This is a genomic window from Streptomyces sp. NBC_01463 (assembly GCA_036227345.1).
Lineage (GTDB): Bacteria > Actinomycetota > Actinomycetes > Streptomycetales > Streptomycetaceae > Streptomyces.
In genome coordinates, this window is record CP109468.1 from 3629160 (window position 1) to 3644319 (window position 15160).

Here is a 15160-nt window from a genome sequence, read left to right on the forward strand (position 1 = left end):
CCTGAGGGGAATGCCCCTCAGGAATTACTTGGCCTTCTCGAGGATCTCGACGACGCGCCAACGCTTCGTGGCGGACAGCGGCCGGGTCTCCATGAGGATGACACGGTCGCCGACGCCGGCGGCGTTCTGCTCGTCGTGAGCCTTGAGCTTGTTCGTACGGCGGATGACCTTGCCGTACAGCGCGTGCTTGACGCGGTCCTCGACAGCGACGACGACGGTCTTGTCCATCTTGTCGCTGACGACCAGACCCTCACGGGTCTTCCGGAAACCGCGGTCAGTGTTCGTCTCAGTCACAGTCTTCTCGCTCATCAGACGCTCTCCACCGTCTCGATGCCGAGCTCGCGCTCGCGCATCAGGGTGTAGATCCGGGCGATGTCCTTACGGACGGACTTGAGCCGGCCGTGGTTCTCGAGCTGTCCGGTCGCCGCCTGGAAGCGGAGGTTGAACAGCTCTTCCTTGGCCTCGCGGAGCTTGTTGAGGAGCTCCTCGTTGCCCAGCTCGCGCAGCTCGGACGTCTTGGTACCGGCCGACATCACGACTCACCTGCCTCGCGCCGAACAATCCGGCACTTCATCGGAAGCTTGTGAGCAGCGCGGGTGAGCGCCTCACGAGCAATCTTCTCGTTCGGGTAGGACAGCTCGAACATCACCCGGCCCGGCTTGACGTTCGCGATCCACCACTCGGGAGAACCCTTACCGGAACCCATGCGGGTCTCGGCAGGCTTCTTCGTCAGGGGACGGTCCGGGTAGATGTTGATCCAGACCTTGCCGCCACGCTTGATGTGACGGGTCATCGCGATACGAGCGGACTCGATCTGACGGTTCGTCACGTACGCCGGGGTCAGCGCCTGGATGCCGTACTCGCCGAACGCAACCTGCGTGCCACCCTTGGACATACCGCTGCGCTTCGGGTGGTGCTGCTTGCGGTGCTTGACCCTACGGGGGATCAGCATTTCGGTCAGGCCTCCGTTCCGGTGCTCTCAGCAGCCGGAGCAGCGGCGGGCGCCTCGGCCTTGGGGGCCTCGGCGGCCGGAGCCGACTGCTGCGGCTTGCGGCCGCGACCGCCACGCTCGCCACCACGGCCACCGCGGCCGGCCGGACGGTCAGCGCCGCCACGGGCCGGGCGGTTGCCCGCACGGGCAGCAGCGTTCTCGGCGCGGACCTCGGCGATGTTCTTGACGTCGCCCTTGTAGATCCAGACCTTCACGCCGATGCGGCCGAAGGTCGTCTTGGCCTCGAAGAAGCCGTAGTCGACGTTCGCACGGAGGGTGTGCAGGGGCACGCGGCCCTCGCGGTAGAACTCCGAGCGGGACATCTCGGCGCCGCCGAGGCGACCGCCGCACTGGATCTTGATGCCCTTGGCGCCGGCCTTCATCGAGCTCTGCATGCTCTTACGCATGGCCCGACGGAAGGAGACGCGGGAGGAGAGCTGCTCGGCGACGGCCTGGGCCACCAGCTGAGCGTCCACCTCGGGGTTCTTGACCTCGAGGATGTTCAGCTGGACCTGCTTGCCGGTCAGCTTCTCCAGCTCGCCACGGATGCGGTCGGCCTCGGCGCCGCGGCGGCCGATGACGATGCCCGGGCGGGCGGTGTGGATGTCAACGCGGACGCGGTCGCGGGTGCGCTCGATCTCAACCTTCGAGATGCCGGCTCGCTCCATGCCCTTCGTCATCATGCGACGAATGGCGACGTCTTCCTTGACGTAGTCCTTGTACAGCTTGTCGGCGTACCAACGGGACTTGAAGTCCGTGGTAATGCCGAGCCGGAACCCGTGCGGGTTTACCTTCTGGCCCATTACCGGGTTCCTTCCTTGCTGCTGACGACCACGGTGATGTGGCTGGTCCGCTTACGGATCCGGTAGGCACGGCCCTGAGCACGCGGACGGAACCGCTTCAGGGTCGGGCCCTCGTCCACGTACGCCTCGCTGATGACCAGCGAAGAGGCGTCAGGGTGGTCGTAGTTGTGTGCAGCGTTGGCAATGGCGCTGTCGAGCACCTTGCCAACCGGCACGCTCGCGGCCTGCGGGGCGAAACGCAGGACCGCCTGAGCCTCCGTGGCATCCATGCCACGGATGAGGTCCACCACTCGGCGGGCCTTCATGGGCGTGACGCGGATGTACCGCGCCTGGGCCCTGGCTTCCATGGTTGTCCCTTCGGTGTGAGTCATAGTCGTTTCCACCCCGCGCTAGCGGCGCTTCGACTTCCGGTCGTCCTTGACGTGGCCGCGGAAGGTGCGAGTCGGCGAGAACTCGCCGAGCTTGTGGCCGACCATCGACTCGGTGACGAACACCGGGACGTGGATCTTGCCGTTGTGCACCGCGATGGTGTGACCCAGCATGGCCGGGATGATCATCGAGCGACGGGACCAGGTCTTGATGACGTTCTTGGTGCCAGCTTCGTTCTGGACATCCACCTTCTTGACGAGGTGGCCGTCGACGAAGGGCCCCTTCTTGAGACTGCGCGGCATCTAAACCCGCTCCTAGCGCTTCTTGTTCGTCTTGCGGCGGCGGACGATGTACTTGCTCGATGCCTTCTTCGGCGAGCGAGTACGACCCTCCTTCTGACCCCACGGCGAGACCGGGTGACGTCCACCGGAGGTCTTGCCTTCACCACCACCGTGCGGGTGGTCGACCGGGTTCATCGCGACACCGCGGACGGACGGGCGAACGCCCTTCCAGCGCATGCGACCGGCCTTGCCCCAGTTGATGTTCGACTGCTCGGCGTTGCCGACCTCACCGATCGTGGCGCGGCAGCGGGCGTCGACCAGGCGGATCTCACCCGACGGCATACGAAGGTGGGCCATGGTGCCCTCCTTCGCCAGCAGCTGCACGGAGGCACCCGCGGAACGGGCGAACTTCGCGCCGCCGCCGGGCCGCAGCTCGATGGCGTGGATGGTCGTACCGACCGGGATGTTGCGCAGCGCCAGGTTGTTGCCGGGCTTGATGTCGGCGGCCGGGCCGTTCTCGACACGGTCGCCCTGCGTCAGGCCACGCGGCGCGATGATGTAGCGCTTCTCGCCGTCCGCGTAGTGCAGGAGCGCGATGCGCGCGGTGCGGTTCGGGTCGTACTCGATGTGCGCGACCTTGGCCGGCACGCCGTCCTTGTCGTGACGACGGAAGTCGATCACGCGGTAGGCGCGCTTGTGGCCACCACCCTGGTGGCGAACGGTCACACGACCGGTGTTGTTACGGCCGCCCTTGCTGTGCAGGGGGCGGACCAGCGACTTCTCCGGCGTGGACCGCGTGATCTCGACAAAGTCGGCGACGCTGGAGCCACGACGGCCCGGGGTCGTCGGCTTGTACTTGCGGATACCCATTTCTCAGTCCTCGTCCGATTCCGGACGACTCGACCTCCGTTAGGAGGTCGGGCCGCCGAAGATGTCGATTCGGTCGCCCTCAGCGAGGGTCACGATGGCGCGCTTGGTGTCAGCGCGCTTGCCGAAACCGGTCTTGGTGCGCTTGCGCTTACCCTGACGGTTGATCGTGTTGACCCCGGTGACCTTGACCGAGAAGACCGCTTCCACGGCCTGCTTGATCTGGGTCTTGTTGGAGCCGGGCGCGACGATGAACGTGTACTTGTTCTCGTCGAGCAGCGCGTAGCTCTTCTCCGAAACAACCGGCTTGACGAGAACGTCACGCGGGTCGGAGTAGGTCTTGCTGGTAACGGTCGCCTCACTCATCAGGCGTCGCTCCCTTCGGTCTCAGCGGTCTGGGGGCCAGACACGAAGGACTCGAAAGCGGCCTGGGTGAAGACCACGTCGTCAGAGACGATCACGTCGTACGTGTTCAGCTGGCCCGGGTCCAGGATGTGCACCTGGGGCAGGTTGCGTGCGGAGAGCCACGCGGCCTCGTCGCTGCGCTCGACGACCAGGAGCACGTTGTTGCGCTCCGAGATCTTGCCGAGCAGCGTCTTGACGGCCTTGGTGGAGATCGCGCTCTCGACCACGCCGGTGACGACGTGGATGCGGGAGTGACGCGCCCGGTCCGACAGGGCACCGCGCAGGGCGGCGGCCTTCATCTTCTTCGGGGTGCGCTGCGAGTAGTCGCGCGGCTTGGGGCCGTGCACGACGCCACCGCCGACGAACTGCGGCGCACGGGTCGAACCCTGACGGGCGCGGCCGGTGCCCTTCTGGCGGTACGGCTTGCGGCCACCACCACGGACTTCACCGCGGCGCTTGGTCGAGTGCGTGCCCTGACGGGCAGCTGCCAGCTGTGCGACAACGACCTGGTGGATCAGCGGAACGCTGGTCTTCGCGTCGAAGATCTCCGCGGGGAGCTCGACGGTACCGGCCTTGTCGCCTGCCGGCGAAAGGATGTCAATGGTGCTCATTACCTCAAGCCCCCTTGGCCGCGGTACGGACCAGGACGAGGCCGCCGTTCGGACCGGGGACCGCGCCCTTGATGAGCAGCAGACCCTTCTCCGCGTCAACCGCGTGGATGGTCAGGTTCTGGGTGGTGACGCGCTCGTTGCCCATCCGGCCGGCCATGCGCATGCCCTTGAAGACACGCCCAGGGGTGGCGCAGCCACCGATCGAACCGGGGGAACGGTGCTTGCGCTGGACGCCGTGTCCGGCGCCGAGGCCCTTGAAGTTGTGACGCTTCATGACACCGGCGAAGCCCTTGCCCTTGCTCTTGCCCGTGACGTCAACCTTGACGCCGGACTCGAACACCTGGGCGGTGATCTCCTGGCCCAGCGTGTACTCGCTGGCGTCAGGGGTGCGGAGCTCCACCAGGTGGCGGCGCGGGGTCACGTCGGCCTTGGCGAAGTGGCCCTTGAGGGGCTTGTTCACCTTGCGCGGGTCGATCTCGCCGAAGGCGATCTGGACCGACTCGTAGCCGTCGCTGTCGTTCGTACGAACCTGCGTCACGACGCACGGACCGGCCTTGACGACGGTCACCGGGACAACCCGGTTGTTCTCGTCCCAGACCTGGGTCATGCCGAGCTTCTCGCCCAGGACGCCCTTGATGTTCTTGCTCATCTCGGCCCGTCCCCTCAGAGCTTGATCTCGATGTCGACGCCCGCCGGCAGGTCGAGGCGCATCAGCGAGTCAACCGTCTTCGGCGTGGGGTCGAGAATGTCGATGAGGCGCTTGTGCGTGCGCATCTCGAAGTGCTCGCGAGAGTCCTTGTACTTGTGCGGCGACTTGATGACGCAGTACACGTTCTTCTCAGTGGGCAGCGGCACCGGGCCCGCGACCGACGCACCAGTGCGGGTCACCGTCTCGACGATCTTCTTCGCCGAGGAGTCGATGACCTCGTGGTCGTAGGCCTTGAGCCGGATGCGGATCTTCTGTCCCGCCATGGCTACTAGTAGTCCTGTCTCTCGTAACGCTCTGGAACCCGGGGTTCTGATTACTCCGCCTCCGACCCACGCGGTCGGGCGTGTCGCATCCCCTCTACGAAAATCTCCCGAAGGAGATCCCAACCAAGGGGGTGCGGGCCTGAGACCGCGGATGCCGGGGGAGGAACCCCACCGGGCGCCTGGCCGGTGCCACACATTGCTTCCCGAAAGATTCCCGTACGTCCGGCCCATGGGGCCGACGAGTACTGTGGGACTCGCTTCCGGTCCTCCCGGCGGGAGGCGCGCAGCATTGACACTCAACCGAGCAACCTGGTCAGTGTGCCATACGGGGCACGAGCCTGGCCAATCGGGCGGAGGATCTTACCCCCCGCTCCACCGTGGTCAAACGCGGGCACGAACCGCCAGCCCGGCCCCTCGCGATATTCGGTCGAGTGCCGTATGTCCCCGCCCCTACAGTGACCGGCCGGGACGGCGACTCACGGGGGCAGCGAACATGCGTACGCACTATCCACGGACCCCGCATCTGCCCTGGTCACCGGGGGCCGCGTCGGACGATGTGCGCCTCACCGACCTCGCCGGACTGACCGGCTCGCAGGTCGTGGTCACCGAGAAGCTGGACGGCGAGAACACCACGCTCTACGCCGACGGAGTGCACGCCCGCTCCCTCGACTCGGCGCACCACCCCTCCCGCGGATGGGTCAAGGCCCTCCAGGGACGCGTCGGCCCCCGCATCCCCGCGGGGTGGCGGATCTGCGGCGAGAACACCTTCGCCCGTCACTCGATCCCGTACGAGGACCTCCCGGGCCACTTCCACGGCTTCTCCGTCTGGGACGGCGACCGCTGTCTGGACTGGGACCGGACCGTGGCCTTCCTGCGGGACCTGGGGATTCCGACCCCGCCGGTGCTGTGGCGCGGCGTGTTCGACGCCCGGGCCGAGAAGGCGCTGCGGGTGCTGAAGCCGGACACCGAGCGCCAGGAGGGGTACGTCGTCCGGCCGGCCGAGGGCTTCGGGGCCGCCGAGTTCGGGCACCGGGTCGCGAAGTGGGTACGGCCCGGCCATGTCACGACGGGCACCCACTGGATGCACACGGAGATCGTGGAGAACGGGCTGGGACCGGCCGCCGCCCTGTGGGCCGTGCGCTCGGGCGCGCCGGTGGACCCGGCGGCACTCGCCGTCGCCACCGGTGCCGGCCCCGGCGACGCACCGGCCGCCCTCGCGACGGGCGAGGCCCTGGACACCCTGGGCCACACGGGTGACGACCGGCTGGCCGGGGTGCTCGCCGCCCTGCACCACCGCACCCGCCGGGCCGCGCTCGCACCGGCGCTCGCCGGCCCGCTCGGCATGCCGCTCGCCCGCCGGGTCGCGGACCTGGTCGGGCTCTACCCCTCGCTGCACCGCCCCTACCCGGACGAGGAGCGCCGCGCCGGTCTGGCGCGGATGTCGCTCGCCGCGGACCTGCCGGTCCTGCACGCGCTGGCGGACGCCCTGGCCGACGGGCCCGAGGCCCGTGAGCAGGTGGAGTGGTCGGCCCTGCACGCCCAGGACGTGGCCGAACCGGACGGCCTGGACCGGGCCTTCGACGACCTGGGACCGGAGGCCGCCGCCCGCTGCCTGGCGCAGGCCCGGGAGGCGTACGCGCTGGGCCGCGTGGGCACGGCCGACGAGGCGGTCGCCGCGACCTGGCGGTGGCGGTCCGGGGACTTCCCGCGCCTGGTCCACATGGTGGGGCCGTCCGGCAGCGGCAAGAGCACCTTCGGCCGCGCCCTGCCCGGCACCGCCACGTACCTCTCGCTCGACGAACTGCGCGACTCACGCCGGTCACGCGCCGACCAGAGCGCCAACGGGGACGTGCTGCGCGAGGGGCTGCGGCGCCTGGACGCCGCCCTCGTGCCCGGCGCCACCGTGGTCTGGGACGCCACCTCGCTCAACCCGCACCAGCGCTCCCTGGTGCACGCCGTCGCCGCGCGCAGGGACGCGCTGGTCACCCATGCCGTGGCGTGGGTGGGCGAGGACGAGCTGACCGCGCGCAACGGCCGGCGCGCCCACCCGGTGCCGCCGACGGTCCTGGCCTCCCAGCTGCACCGCTTCGTACCCCCGTATCCCGGCCAGGCCCACCGCACCTGGTACATCGGAACGAGCGGAACCGTGGAGGACCGGGCCTGATGCGTACGAGCGAGGAGATCTACCACCGGGTCCGCTGGGACGCCCGCTTCGACCCGGCGCGCTTCGTGCTGGGCGTCGCCCAGCGCGGGCGGGACCCCAAGCGGGTACCGCTGGAGCGGTTCACACCGGGCGGGGACATCCCCTGGCACCGGGTGCTGTTCTTCGAGGCGGACGGCGAGGTGGTGTGGGACCGCTCCTCCGGCACGGACCGGATCGACGCGACGGACGCGGGCCGGATCCGGACCCCGCGCCGGCTGCCGTCCCCGTACTTCCTCTCCCGTACGCCGCACGCCTTCTCCCCGGCCACGGGCCGCTGGGAACCGTCCTCCCCCGGGCCGCCGGGCCCGTCGGCCCCGCTGACCGTCCTCACCTGGAACACCCTCTGGGACCGCTACGACAGCGACCGCATCGACACCGCCCGGCGCCGCCCGCTCCTGCTCGACGCCCTGCGCGCGGCGGACGCGGACGTCATCGCCCTCCAGGAGGCGGAACCCGCCCTGCTGGAGATGCTGCTGGACTGCGCCTGGGTGCGCGACGGGTACGTCCTCGCCACCGACCCGGCGGGCCGTGACGTACCGGACTGCGGACTGCTGCTGCTCAGCCGGCTGCCGGTGAGCGAGGCGGCTCTGCACGCGCTCGGCCCGCACAAGGCGGTGGCCGCGGCCGTCGTCGAGACGGCCGAGGGCCCCGTCACGGTCGCCGTGACCCATCTCAGCAGCGACCACTCCCCCGCGGGCGCCACTCGCCGCGAGGCCGAACTGATGGACCTGGCAACGGGGTTGGCCGGCATCGAGGGCGAGCTGCTGCTCGTCGGCGACTTCAATGACGGCGGCGACCGCCCACAGACCCGCCTGGCAATGGCGGACGCGTGGACCGAGGTACACGGCCCCTCCGACCGCACCCCGACCTTCGACCCGTCCGTGAACCCGCTGGCCGCCGTCTCCTCCCTGTCCGGCCGCGTCTCCCGCCTGGACCGGGTCCTGCTGCGCACGGAACGGCTGCGGGCCAGCTCCGCGGCCCTGACCGGCGAGGTCCCGAGCCCGGCGGGGCTGTACGTATCCGACCACTACGGGGTACGGGTGGAGCTGGGCCCGCCCCTCCCGGTGGCCGAAGGGGTGGCGGAACGGGTCGCCGCGGCCCTCCCCGGCGCCCGCGTCCACGTCGTCGGCTCCCGGCGCATGGGCTGCGCGCTGCCCAACGCGGACCTGGACCTGGTGGCGGCGCTGCCCGGCGCCCCCGATCCGGCCGGCGTGCGGCACCGGCTGGCCGCCGCGTTCCCCCGGGCGCGGGACCTGCGCGAGGTGACCGGCGCCCGGGTGCCGGGGCTGCGCTGGCACACCGACGGCCTCCGGGTCGACCTGGTCACCGTGGCGACCGGGGGCCTCTCCCCCGCCGACGCGGTCGCCCGCCGGACCGAACTGGGCGAGGCGGCGGCCGTCGCGCTCAGCGCGGTGAGCGACGCCGAAGCGGTGCTCGCGGCGGCGGACCCGCACCGGGACGCCTTCGCCCCGCTCGCCCGGGACGTCAAGGCGTGGGCGGGGGCCCGGGGCCTGGACTCCGCCCCCTGCGGCGGGCTGCCGGGCCTGGCCTGGGCTGTCCTCGCGGCCCGTACCGCACACGAGGCCGGCGGCCTGCCGCCGTTCGCGCTGCTCCGGCACTTCTTCGCGACGTGGGCGGCATGGGACTGGGACGAGGCGGTGGGGACGGCTGCGGGCGCCGGAGCCTCCGTCACGGTGCTGACCCCGACGGCCCCCGTACGTTCCTGCACCACGCAGGTCTCCGCCGCCGGCCGCGATCTCCTCGCGGCCGAGCTGTACCGCGCGTGGGAGATCCTGGAGTCCGCCGGGGACGGGGACGACCCGCGCCCCCTGCTGTGCGCGCCGCCGCACCTTTCCGAACCACACCCGTCCTGGGCCCTCGCCTCTGTAGCCAGCGGCGGCCCGGACGAGGGACGGCTGCGCGGCAGGCTCCTCGCCCTGACGGCCGCCCTCTCCGAGGCGGGCGCCGCCGACTGCCGCGTCTGGCCGCGCCCACTCACGGTCGGCGCGCGCACGGGGTACGCGATCGGGCTCGGCGCGACCCCGCCACCGGCTCACCGGCTGGCGGAGATCGGGGCGGAGGTACTGCGCGGCATCAGGGACGCGTCGTTGGCCCCGATGGACCGCCCGCCCCCGCCCTAGCGCCCGAGTTCCCCCGGCGCCTCCGGGTGCGCCGAGCGCCACGCCGTCATCGAGCGGTCCCACTCGTCCCCGGACAGCGCGGTGAGCGAGGCCGGGAACAGCCCGTCCTCCTCCTTCGCGATGTGGTGGTGCAGTTCGTCGACCGCCTCCCGCAGCCGGACGACGTCCTCGGTGCGGTCCAGATCGACCCGGCCAAGGAACGCGGCGAGTTCGCGGTGCTCACGCACCAGCGCGTCGATGTAGTCGGCGTACTCCGCACTGCCGCCCATCACCGCGAAGAGCCCCTGCTCCTCCCCCTGCCAGTGGGCCCGCAGCTCCCGCTCCATCCGGCCCACCAGTTCCGCGCCCAGAGTCCGGTCACCATGGTCCAGCGCCCGCAGGGCGCCGCCCGCCGCATCGGTGACGGACTCGTGCTCCGCGATGAACTCCTTGATCAACGGGATCTCGCGGCAGCCGCAGTAATGGCACATGCGGCCACTTTAGGGAGCTATGTCATATCTCCGAACGAGACCCGGCCGACCCTCTGGCAGACTCCCGCCATGCGTGTACGTACCACTCAGGACTGGGCCCTGCGCCCCGCCACCCCAGAGGACGTCGAGGCCATAGCCGAGATCCGGGCCGTCGTGATGCGCCCGGATCTGGTCCGCCTCGGCCGCTACGACGAACACCGGGTGCGCCAGCGGCTGCGCGACTCCTACCTGCCCGAACACACCTCGGTGATCCTCGTCGACGGCCGCTTCGCCGGCAGCGTCACCCTCCGCCCCTTCGAGGACGGGCACTGCCTGGAGAGCTTCTTCCTCGACGAGGCACTCCAGGGGCGGGGCATCGGCTCGGCCGTGCTGGCCGCCCTGCTGGCCCGTACGGACACCGAAGGGGTACCGGTCCGCCTCAACGTCCTCCAGGGCAGCGCGGCCCGGCGGCTGTACGAACGGCACGGATTCACCACGGAACGCGAGGACCCGGTCGACGTGTTCATGGTGCGCCGGCCGCCTCCCGTACCCACCGCCTGAGACAAGAAGAAGGGCCCCGTCCCACCGCTTGCGCGGCGGGACGGGGCCCTTCTCGGTGCTCTTGTGCGGAGCTACCAGGTCAGACGCTCAAGGACTTACTTGAGGATCTTGGTGACCTGGCCGGCGCCCACGGTCCGGCCACCCTCACGGATGGCGAACTTCAGGCCCTCTTCCATGGCGACCGGCTGGATCAGCGCGACGTTCATGAGGGTGTTGTCACCCGGCATGACCATCTCGGTGCCCTCGGGAAGGGTCACAACGCCCGTCACGTCCGTGGTACGGAAGTAGAACTGCGGGCGGTAGTTGTTGAAGAAGGGGGTGTGACGGCCACCCTCGTCCTTCGACAGGATGTAGGACTGCGCCTCGAACTCGGTGTGCGGCGTGACCGAACCCGGCTTGATGATGACCTGGCCGCGCTCGACGTCCTCGCGCTTGATGCCACGGAGGAGCAGACCGACGTTCTCACCGGCCTGGCCCTCGTCGAGCAGCTTGCGGAACATCTCGATGCCGGTGACCGTGGTGGTGGTCTTCTCGGTCTTGATACCGACGATGTCGACGGTCTCGTTGACCTTGAGGACACCACGCTCGATACGACCGGTGACGACGGTGCCACGACCGGTGATCGTGAAGACGTCCTCGATCGGCATCAGGAACGGCTTCTCGACGTCACGCTCGGGCTGCGGGATGGACTCGTCGACGGCCTTCATCAGGTCGAGGACGGTCTGGCCCCACTCCTTGTCACCCTCAAGAGCCTTGAGCGCCGAGACCTTGACGACCGGAAGGTCGTCGCCCGGGAACTCGTACTCGGAGAGGAGCTCACGAACCTCGAGCTCGACGAGCTCCAGGATCTCCTCGTCGTCCACCATGTCGGCCTTGTTCAGGGCGACGACGATGTAGGGAACGCCGACCTGGCGGGCCAGGAGCACGTGCTCCTTGGTCTGCGGCATCGGGCCGTCGGTGGCGGCAACCACGAGGATGGCGCCGTCCATCTGCGCCGCACCCGTGATCATGTTCTTGATGTAGTCGGCGTGACCCGGGCAGTCGACGTGCGCGTAGTGACGCGACTCCGTCTGGTACTCGACGTGCGCGATCGAGATGGTGATACCGCGCTGGCGCTCCTCAGGAGCCTTGTCGATCTGGTCGAAGGCCGAGGCCTCGTTCAGGTCCGGGTACGCGTCGTGCAGCACCTTGGTAATGGCGGCCGTGAGGGTCGTCTTACCGTGGTCAATGTGACCGATGGTGCCGATGTTGACGTGCGGCTTAGTCCGCTCGAACTTTGCCTTCGCCACTGGGTCCTCCTGCGGAGTGGTTCTGTACGCCTTGCTTCATCGGCGCCAGGTGATCTTTGCTGGGATGCCGGGCCCACGGGGCATTCGACGCATTGCATGCGCGCCGCGTCAAATGCCCCACCGGGTTCCGGTGATAAGCCTAAAGCGTCAACTCGGAGAGTTACTCGCCCTTGGCCTTCGCGATGATCTCCTCGGCGACGTTCCGCGGAACCTCGGCGTAGGAGTCGAACTGCATCGAGTAGCTTGCGCGACCCGAGGTCTTGCTGCGGAGGTCTCCGACGTAGCCGAACATCTCCGAGAGGGGCACGAGGCCCTTCACGACGCGAGCGCCGCTGCGCTCCTCCATGGCCTGGATCTGGCCACGGCGGGAGTTGAGGTCGCCGATGACATCGCCCATGTAGTCCTCGGGCGTGGTGACCTCGACGGCCATCATCGGCTCCAGGAGCACGGGGGACGCCTTGCGGGCACCCTCCTTGAACGCCTGCGAACCGGCGATCTTGAAGGCGAGCTCCGAGGAGTCGACCTCGTGGTAACCACCGTCGAGAAGGGTGACGCGGACGCCGACCATCTCGTAGCCGGCCAGGATGCCGAACTGCATGGCTTCCTGGGCACCCGCGTCCACCGAGGGAATGTACTCACGGGGGATGCGGCCACCGGTGACCTTGTTGACGAACTCGTAGGACGCGTCGCCACCCTCGATGGGCTCAAGGGCGATCTGCACCTTCGCGAACTGGCCGGTACCACCAGTCTGCTTCTTGTGCGTGTAGTCGATGCGCTCGACGGCCTTGCGGATCGTCTCGCGGTACGCGACCTGCGGCTTGCCGACGTTCGCCTCGACGCGGAACTCGCGCTTCATGCGGTCGACGAGCACCTCGAGGTGAAGCTCGCCCATACCACCGATGATGGTCTGGCCGGTCTCCTCGTCGGAGTGCACCTGGAAGGACGGGTCCTCCTCGGAGAGGCGCTGGATGGCGACACCCAGCTTCTCCTGGTCACCCTTGGACTTGGGCTCGATGGCGACCTGAATGACCGGCGCCGGGAAGTCCATGGACTCCAGGATGACCGGGTTCTTGTCGTCACACAGCGTCTCACCGGTGGTGGTCTGCTTCAGGCCCATGACGGCGATGATGTCACCGGCGCCCACCGACGCGATCTCCTCACGCTTGTTCGCGTGCATGCGGTAGATCTTGCCGATGCGCTCCTTCTTGCCCTTGACCGAGTTCAGCACCGCGGTGCCGGCCTCGAGGCGACCGGAGTAGATCCGGACGAAGGTGAGCTTGCCGAGGTGCGGGTCGCTGGCAATCTTGAACGCGAGACCGGAGAACGGCTCGTCGTCCGAAGGCTTGCGCTGGATGACCTTCTCGGGGTCCTTGACGTCGTGGCCCTCGATGGCCTCGACGTCCAGGGGGGAAGGCAGGTAGCGGACGACCGCGTCGAGCAGGGGCTGGACGCCCTTGTTCTTGAACGCGGTGCCACAGAACACCGGGGTGACGGTGACCGAGTCGGCACTGCCCTTCGACGCGAGGGTGATGCGGCGGATCGCCTCGTGCAGCTGGTCCTGGGTGGGCTCGACGCCCTCCAGGTACAGCTCCATCATCTCGTCGTCGTTCTCGGAGACGGCCTCAAGGAGCTTGCCGCGCCATTCCTCGGCGGCTTCCTTGTGGGTGTCCGGGATGTCGATCGTGTCGTACATCTCGCCCTTGGCGGCCTCTTCGGGCCACACGAAGGCCTTCATCGACACGAGGTCGACGACGCCCTTGAAGTCGGCCTCTGCGCCGATGGGGAGCTGCATGACGAGCGGGACCGCGCCCAGGCGGTCGACGATCATGTCGACACAGCGGTGGAACTCGGCACCGGTGCGGTCGAGCTTGTTGACGAAGCAGATACGCGGAACGCCGTAGCGGTCCGCCTGACGCCACACGGTCTCGGACTGCGGCTCGACGCCGGCCACACCGTCGAACACGGTGACGGCACCGTCGAGGACGCGGAGCGAACGCTCCACCTCGACGGTGAAGTCGACGTGACCCGGGGTGTCGATGATGTTGATGGTGTGGTCAACATCATTGAGCGGCCAGTGACAGGTCGTCGCGGCGGACGTGATCGTGATGCCGCGCTCCTGCTCCTGCTCCATCCAGTCCATCGTGGCAGCGCCGTCGTGGACTTCACCGATCTTGTACGAGACGCCGGTGTAGAACAGGATCCGCTCAGTGGTGGTCGTCTTGCCCGCGTCGATGTGGGCCATGATCCCAATGTTGCGGACCTTGGCCAGGTCAAGCGAAGTGGTGGCCATAAGGCTCAATCTTCTCTCGGTCTCGATGGGGTAAGCGACTACCAGCGGTAGTGCGCGAAGGCCTTGTTGGACTCGGCCATCTTGTGGGTGTCCTCGCGCTTCTTGACGGCAGCGCCAAGACCGTTGGAGGCGTCGAGCAGCTCGTTCATGAGCCGCTCCGTCATCGTCTTCTCGCGACGGGCGCGGGAGTAGCCGACGACCCAGCGCAGCGCGAGGGTGGCGGCGCGACCGGGCTTGACCTCGATCGGCACCTGGTAGGTGGCGCCACCGACACGGCGGGACTTGACCTCGAGCGAGGGCTTGACGTTCTCAAGCGCGCGCTTCAGCGTGATGACCGGGTCAGCGCCGGTCTTCTCGCGGAGGCCTTCCATGGCGCCGTACACGATCCGCTCGGCGGTGGAACGCTTGCCGTTGAGCAGGATCTTGTTGATCAGCGAGGTGACAAGAGGAGAACCATAGACCGGGTCAATGATGACCGGGCGCTTCGGGGCGGGGCCCTTACGAGGCATTCTTACTTCTCCTTCTTGGCGCCGTAGCGGCTGCGGGCCTGCTTGCGGTTCTTGACACCCTGGGTGTCAAGGGAGCCGCGGATGATCTTGTAACGAACACCCGGCAGGTCCTTCACACGGCCACCACGCACGAGCACGATGGAGTGCTCCTGCAGGTTGTGTCCCTCACCCGGGATGTAGGCCGTGACCTCGATGCCGGAGGTCAGACGCACACGTGCGACCTTCCGGAGCGCGGAGTTCGGCTTCTTCGGGGTGGTCGTGAACACACGCGTGCAGACGCCGCGGCGCTGGGGCGAACCCTCGAGCGCGGGCGTCTTGTTCTTCTCGACCTTGTCCTGCCGGCCCTTCCGGACCAGCTGCTGAATCGTAGGCACTACTTCTCCGGTTTCTGTGTGCCGTCGGTGAAACTAACCTGGAAC

19 protein-coding genes are annotated in these 15160 nt (G+C 68.6%); 3 read left to right on the plus strand and 16 right to left on the minus strand.

What is annotated here, in order from left to right; all coding sequences use genetic code 11:
- Positions 1–24 precede the first annotated feature (24 nt).
- From rpsQ to rpsJ, 11 genes are read right to left on the minus strand one after another with little or no spacing between them, the layout of a single operon-like run.
- Entirely contained in the window at positions 25–309 is a 285-nt protein-coding gene (gene rpsQ / locus OG521_15920) for a 30S ribosomal protein S17 (GenBank protein WUW22206.1), read from the minus strand.
- Positions 309–533: a 50S ribosomal protein L29 gene (gene rpmC, locus OG521_15925; protein ID WUW22207.1), complete on the minus strand. Its 225-nt coding sequence runs from the start codon at positions 531–533 to the stop codon at positions 309–311. The genes rpsQ and rpmC overlap by 1 nt, the downstream gene beginning before the upstream one ends.
- Positions 533–952, minus strand: coding sequence for a 50S ribosomal protein L16 (gene rplP, locus OG521_15930; protein WUW22208.1), 420 nt, complete (start codon positions 950–952; stop codon positions 533–535). The genes rpmC and rplP overlap by 1 nt, the downstream gene beginning before the upstream one ends.
- A gap of 5 nt (positions 953–957) precedes the next feature.
- The gene (gene rpsC, locus OG521_15935) at positions 958–1794 is read right to left on the minus strand and encodes a 30S ribosomal protein S3 (GenBank protein ID WUW22209.1); all 837 of its coding nucleotides are present in this window, start codon (positions 1792–1794) and stop codon (positions 958–960) included.
- Positions 1794–2141, minus strand: a complete 348-nt coding sequence (gene rplV, locus OG521_15940; protein WUW22210.1) for a 50S ribosomal protein L22 — start codon at positions 2139–2141, stop codon at positions 1794–1796. Before rplV ends, rpsC begins: the two co-directional genes overlap by 1 nt.
- Before the next feature lie 42 nt (positions 2142–2183).
- A complete protein-coding gene (gene rpsS, locus OG521_15945; protein ID WUW22211.1) occupies positions 2184–2465 on the minus strand; it encodes a 30S ribosomal protein S19 in 282 nt (93 codons plus the stop codon).
- Positions 2466–2477: 12 nt separating this feature from the next.
- On the minus strand, positions 2478–3314 hold the full coding sequence (rplB, locus tag OG521_15950; protein ID WUW22212.1) for a 50S ribosomal protein L2: 837 nt from the start codon (positions 3312–3314) through the stop codon (positions 2478–2480).
- A gap of 39 nt (positions 3315–3353) precedes the next feature.
- Entirely contained in the window at positions 3354–3677 is a 324-nt protein-coding gene (gene rplW / locus OG521_15955; GenBank protein WUW22213.1) for a 50S ribosomal protein L23, read from the minus strand.
- Positions 3677–4327 (minus strand): 50S ribosomal protein L4, encoded by a 651-nt coding sequence (rplD, locus tag OG521_15960; GenBank protein ID WUW22214.1) that lies wholly within the window; start codon positions 4325–4327, stop codon positions 3677–3679. The genes rplW and rplD overlap by 1 nt, the downstream gene beginning before the upstream one ends.
- A 4-nt stretch (positions 4328–4331) precedes the next feature.
- Positions 4332–4976 carry a 50S ribosomal protein L3 gene (gene rplC / locus OG521_15965; protein ID WUW22215.1) on the minus strand — a complete coding sequence of 215 codons (645 nt, stop codon included), beginning with the start codon at positions 4974–4976 and terminating at the stop codon, positions 4332–4334.
- A 14-nt stretch (positions 4977–4990) separates the two neighbouring features.
- Complete coding sequence (gene rpsJ, locus OG521_15970; protein WUW22216.1) at positions 4991–5299, minus strand: 30S ribosomal protein S10; 309 nt, start codon at positions 5297–5299, stop codon at positions 4991–4993.
- Between the two features lie 493 nt (positions 5300–5792).
- Here rpsJ and OG521_15975 point away from each other — a divergent pair, with 493 nt between their 5' ends.
- The gene (locus OG521_15975) at positions 5793–7463 is read left to right on the plus strand and encodes an AAA family ATPase (protein ID WUW22217.1); all 1671 of its coding nucleotides are present in this window, start codon (positions 5793–5795) and stop codon (positions 7461–7463) included.
- Entirely contained in the window at positions 7463–9643 is a 2181-nt protein-coding gene (locus OG521_15980) for an RNA repair domain-containing protein (protein ID WUW22218.1), read from the plus strand. Before OG521_15975 ends, OG521_15980 begins: the two co-directional genes overlap by 1 nt.
- Here the strand turns inward: OG521_15980 and OG521_15985 are convergent.
- The gene (locus OG521_15985; protein WUW22219.1) at positions 9640–10113 is read right to left on the minus strand and encodes a hemerythrin domain-containing protein; all 474 of its coding nucleotides are present in this window, start codon (positions 10111–10113) and stop codon (positions 9640–9642) included. The genes OG521_15980 and OG521_15985 overlap by 4 nt on opposite strands.
- A gap of 69 nt (positions 10114–10182) precedes the next feature.
- Here OG521_15985 and OG521_15990 point away from each other — a divergent pair, with 69 nt between their 5' ends.
- Positions 10183–10653 carry a GNAT family N-acetyltransferase gene (locus tag OG521_15990; GenBank protein ID WUW22220.1) on the plus strand — a complete coding sequence of 157 codons (471 nt, stop codon included), beginning with the start codon at positions 10183–10185 and terminating at the stop codon, positions 10651–10653.
- 95 nt (positions 10654–10748) lie between these two features.
- Here OG521_15990 and tuf read toward each other — a convergent pair whose 3' ends face one another.
- From tuf to rpsL, 4 genes are all read right to left on the minus strand, one after another.
- Positions 10749–11942 (minus strand): elongation factor Tu, encoded by a 1194-nt coding sequence (gene tuf / locus OG521_15995; GenBank protein WUW22221.1) that lies wholly within the window; start codon positions 11940–11942, stop codon positions 10749–10751.
- Positions 11943–12102: 160 nt separating this feature from the next.
- On the minus strand, positions 12103–14232 hold the full coding sequence (gene fusA / locus OG521_16000; protein ID WUW22222.1) for an elongation factor G: 2130 nt from the start codon (positions 14230–14232) through the stop codon (positions 12103–12105).
- Positions 14233–14270: 38 nt separating this feature from the next.
- Entirely contained in the window at positions 14271–14741 is a 471-nt protein-coding gene (rpsG, locus tag OG521_16005) for a 30S ribosomal protein S7 (protein WUW22223.1), read from the minus strand.
- Between the two features lie 2 nt (positions 14742–14743).
- A complete protein-coding gene (gene rpsL, locus OG521_16010) occupies positions 14744–15115 on the minus strand; it encodes a 30S ribosomal protein S12 (protein WUW22224.1) in 372 nt (123 codons plus the stop codon).
- Positions 15116–15160 lie beyond the last annotated feature (45 nt).

Excerpts from the sequence above, each read along its gene's own strand:
- fusA (WUW22222.1), bottom strand. The coding sequence starts at position 14,232 with ATGGCCACCACTTCGCTTGACCTGGCCAAGGTCCGCAACATTGGGATC.
- rplC (WUW22215.1), bottom strand. The coding sequence starts at position 4,976 with ATGAGCAAGAACATCAAGGGCGTCCTGGGCGAGAAGCTCGGCATGACC.
- rpmC (WUW22207.1), bottom strand. The coding sequence starts at position 533 with ATGTCGGCCGGTACCAAGACGTCCGAGCTGCGCGAGCTGGGCAACGAG.
- OG521_15975 (WUW22217.1), top strand. The coding sequence starts at position 5,793 with ATGCGTACGCACTATCCACGGACCCCGCATCTGCCCTGGTCACCGGGG.
- OG521_15990 (WUW22220.1), top strand. The coding sequence starts at position 10,183 with ATGCGTGTACGTACCACTCAGGACTGGGCCCTGCGCCCCGCCACCCCA.
- rpsS (WUW22211.1), bottom strand. The coding sequence starts at position 2,465 with ATGCCGCGCAGTCTCAAGAAGGGGCCCTTCGTCGACGGCCACCTCGTC.
- rplW (WUW22213.1), bottom strand. The coding sequence starts at position 3,677 with ATGAGTGAGGCGACCGTTACCAGCAAGACCTACTCCGACCCGCGTGAC.
- rpsC (WUW22209.1), bottom strand. The coding sequence starts at position 1,794 with ATGGGCCAGAAGGTAAACCCGCACGGGTTCCGGCTCGGCATTACCACG.
- OG521_15980 (WUW22218.1), top strand. The coding sequence starts at position 7,463 with ATGCGTACGAGCGAGGAGATCTACCACCGGGTCCGCTGGGACGCCCGC.
- rpsQ (WUW22206.1), bottom strand. The coding sequence starts at position 309 with ATGAGCGAGAAGACTGTGACTGAGACGAACACTGACCGCGGTTTCCGG.
- rplP (WUW22208.1), bottom strand. The coding sequence starts at position 952 with ATGCTGATCCCCCGTAGGGTCAAGCACCGCAAGCAGCACCACCCGAAG.
- rplV (WUW22210.1), bottom strand. The coding sequence starts at position 2,141 with ATGGAAGCCAGGGCCCAGGCGCGGTACATCCGCGTCACGCCCATGAAG.
- rpsG (WUW22223.1), bottom strand. The coding sequence starts at position 14,741 with ATGCCTCGTAAGGGCCCCGCCCCGAAGCGCCCGGTCATCATTGACCCG.
- rplB (WUW22212.1), bottom strand. The coding sequence starts at position 3,314 with ATGGGTATCCGCAAGTACAAGCCGACGACCCCGGGCCGTCGTGGCTCC.
- rpsJ (WUW22216.1), bottom strand. The coding sequence starts at position 5,299 with ATGGCGGGACAGAAGATCCGCATCCGGCTCAAGGCCTACGACCACGAG.
- OG521_15985 (WUW22219.1), bottom strand. The coding sequence starts at position 10,113 with ATGTGCCATTACTGCGGCTGCCGCGAGATCCCGTTGATCAAGGAGTTC.
- rplD (WUW22214.1), bottom strand. The coding sequence starts at position 4,327 with ATGAGCACCATTGACATCCTTTCGCCGGCAGGCGACAAGGCCGGTACC.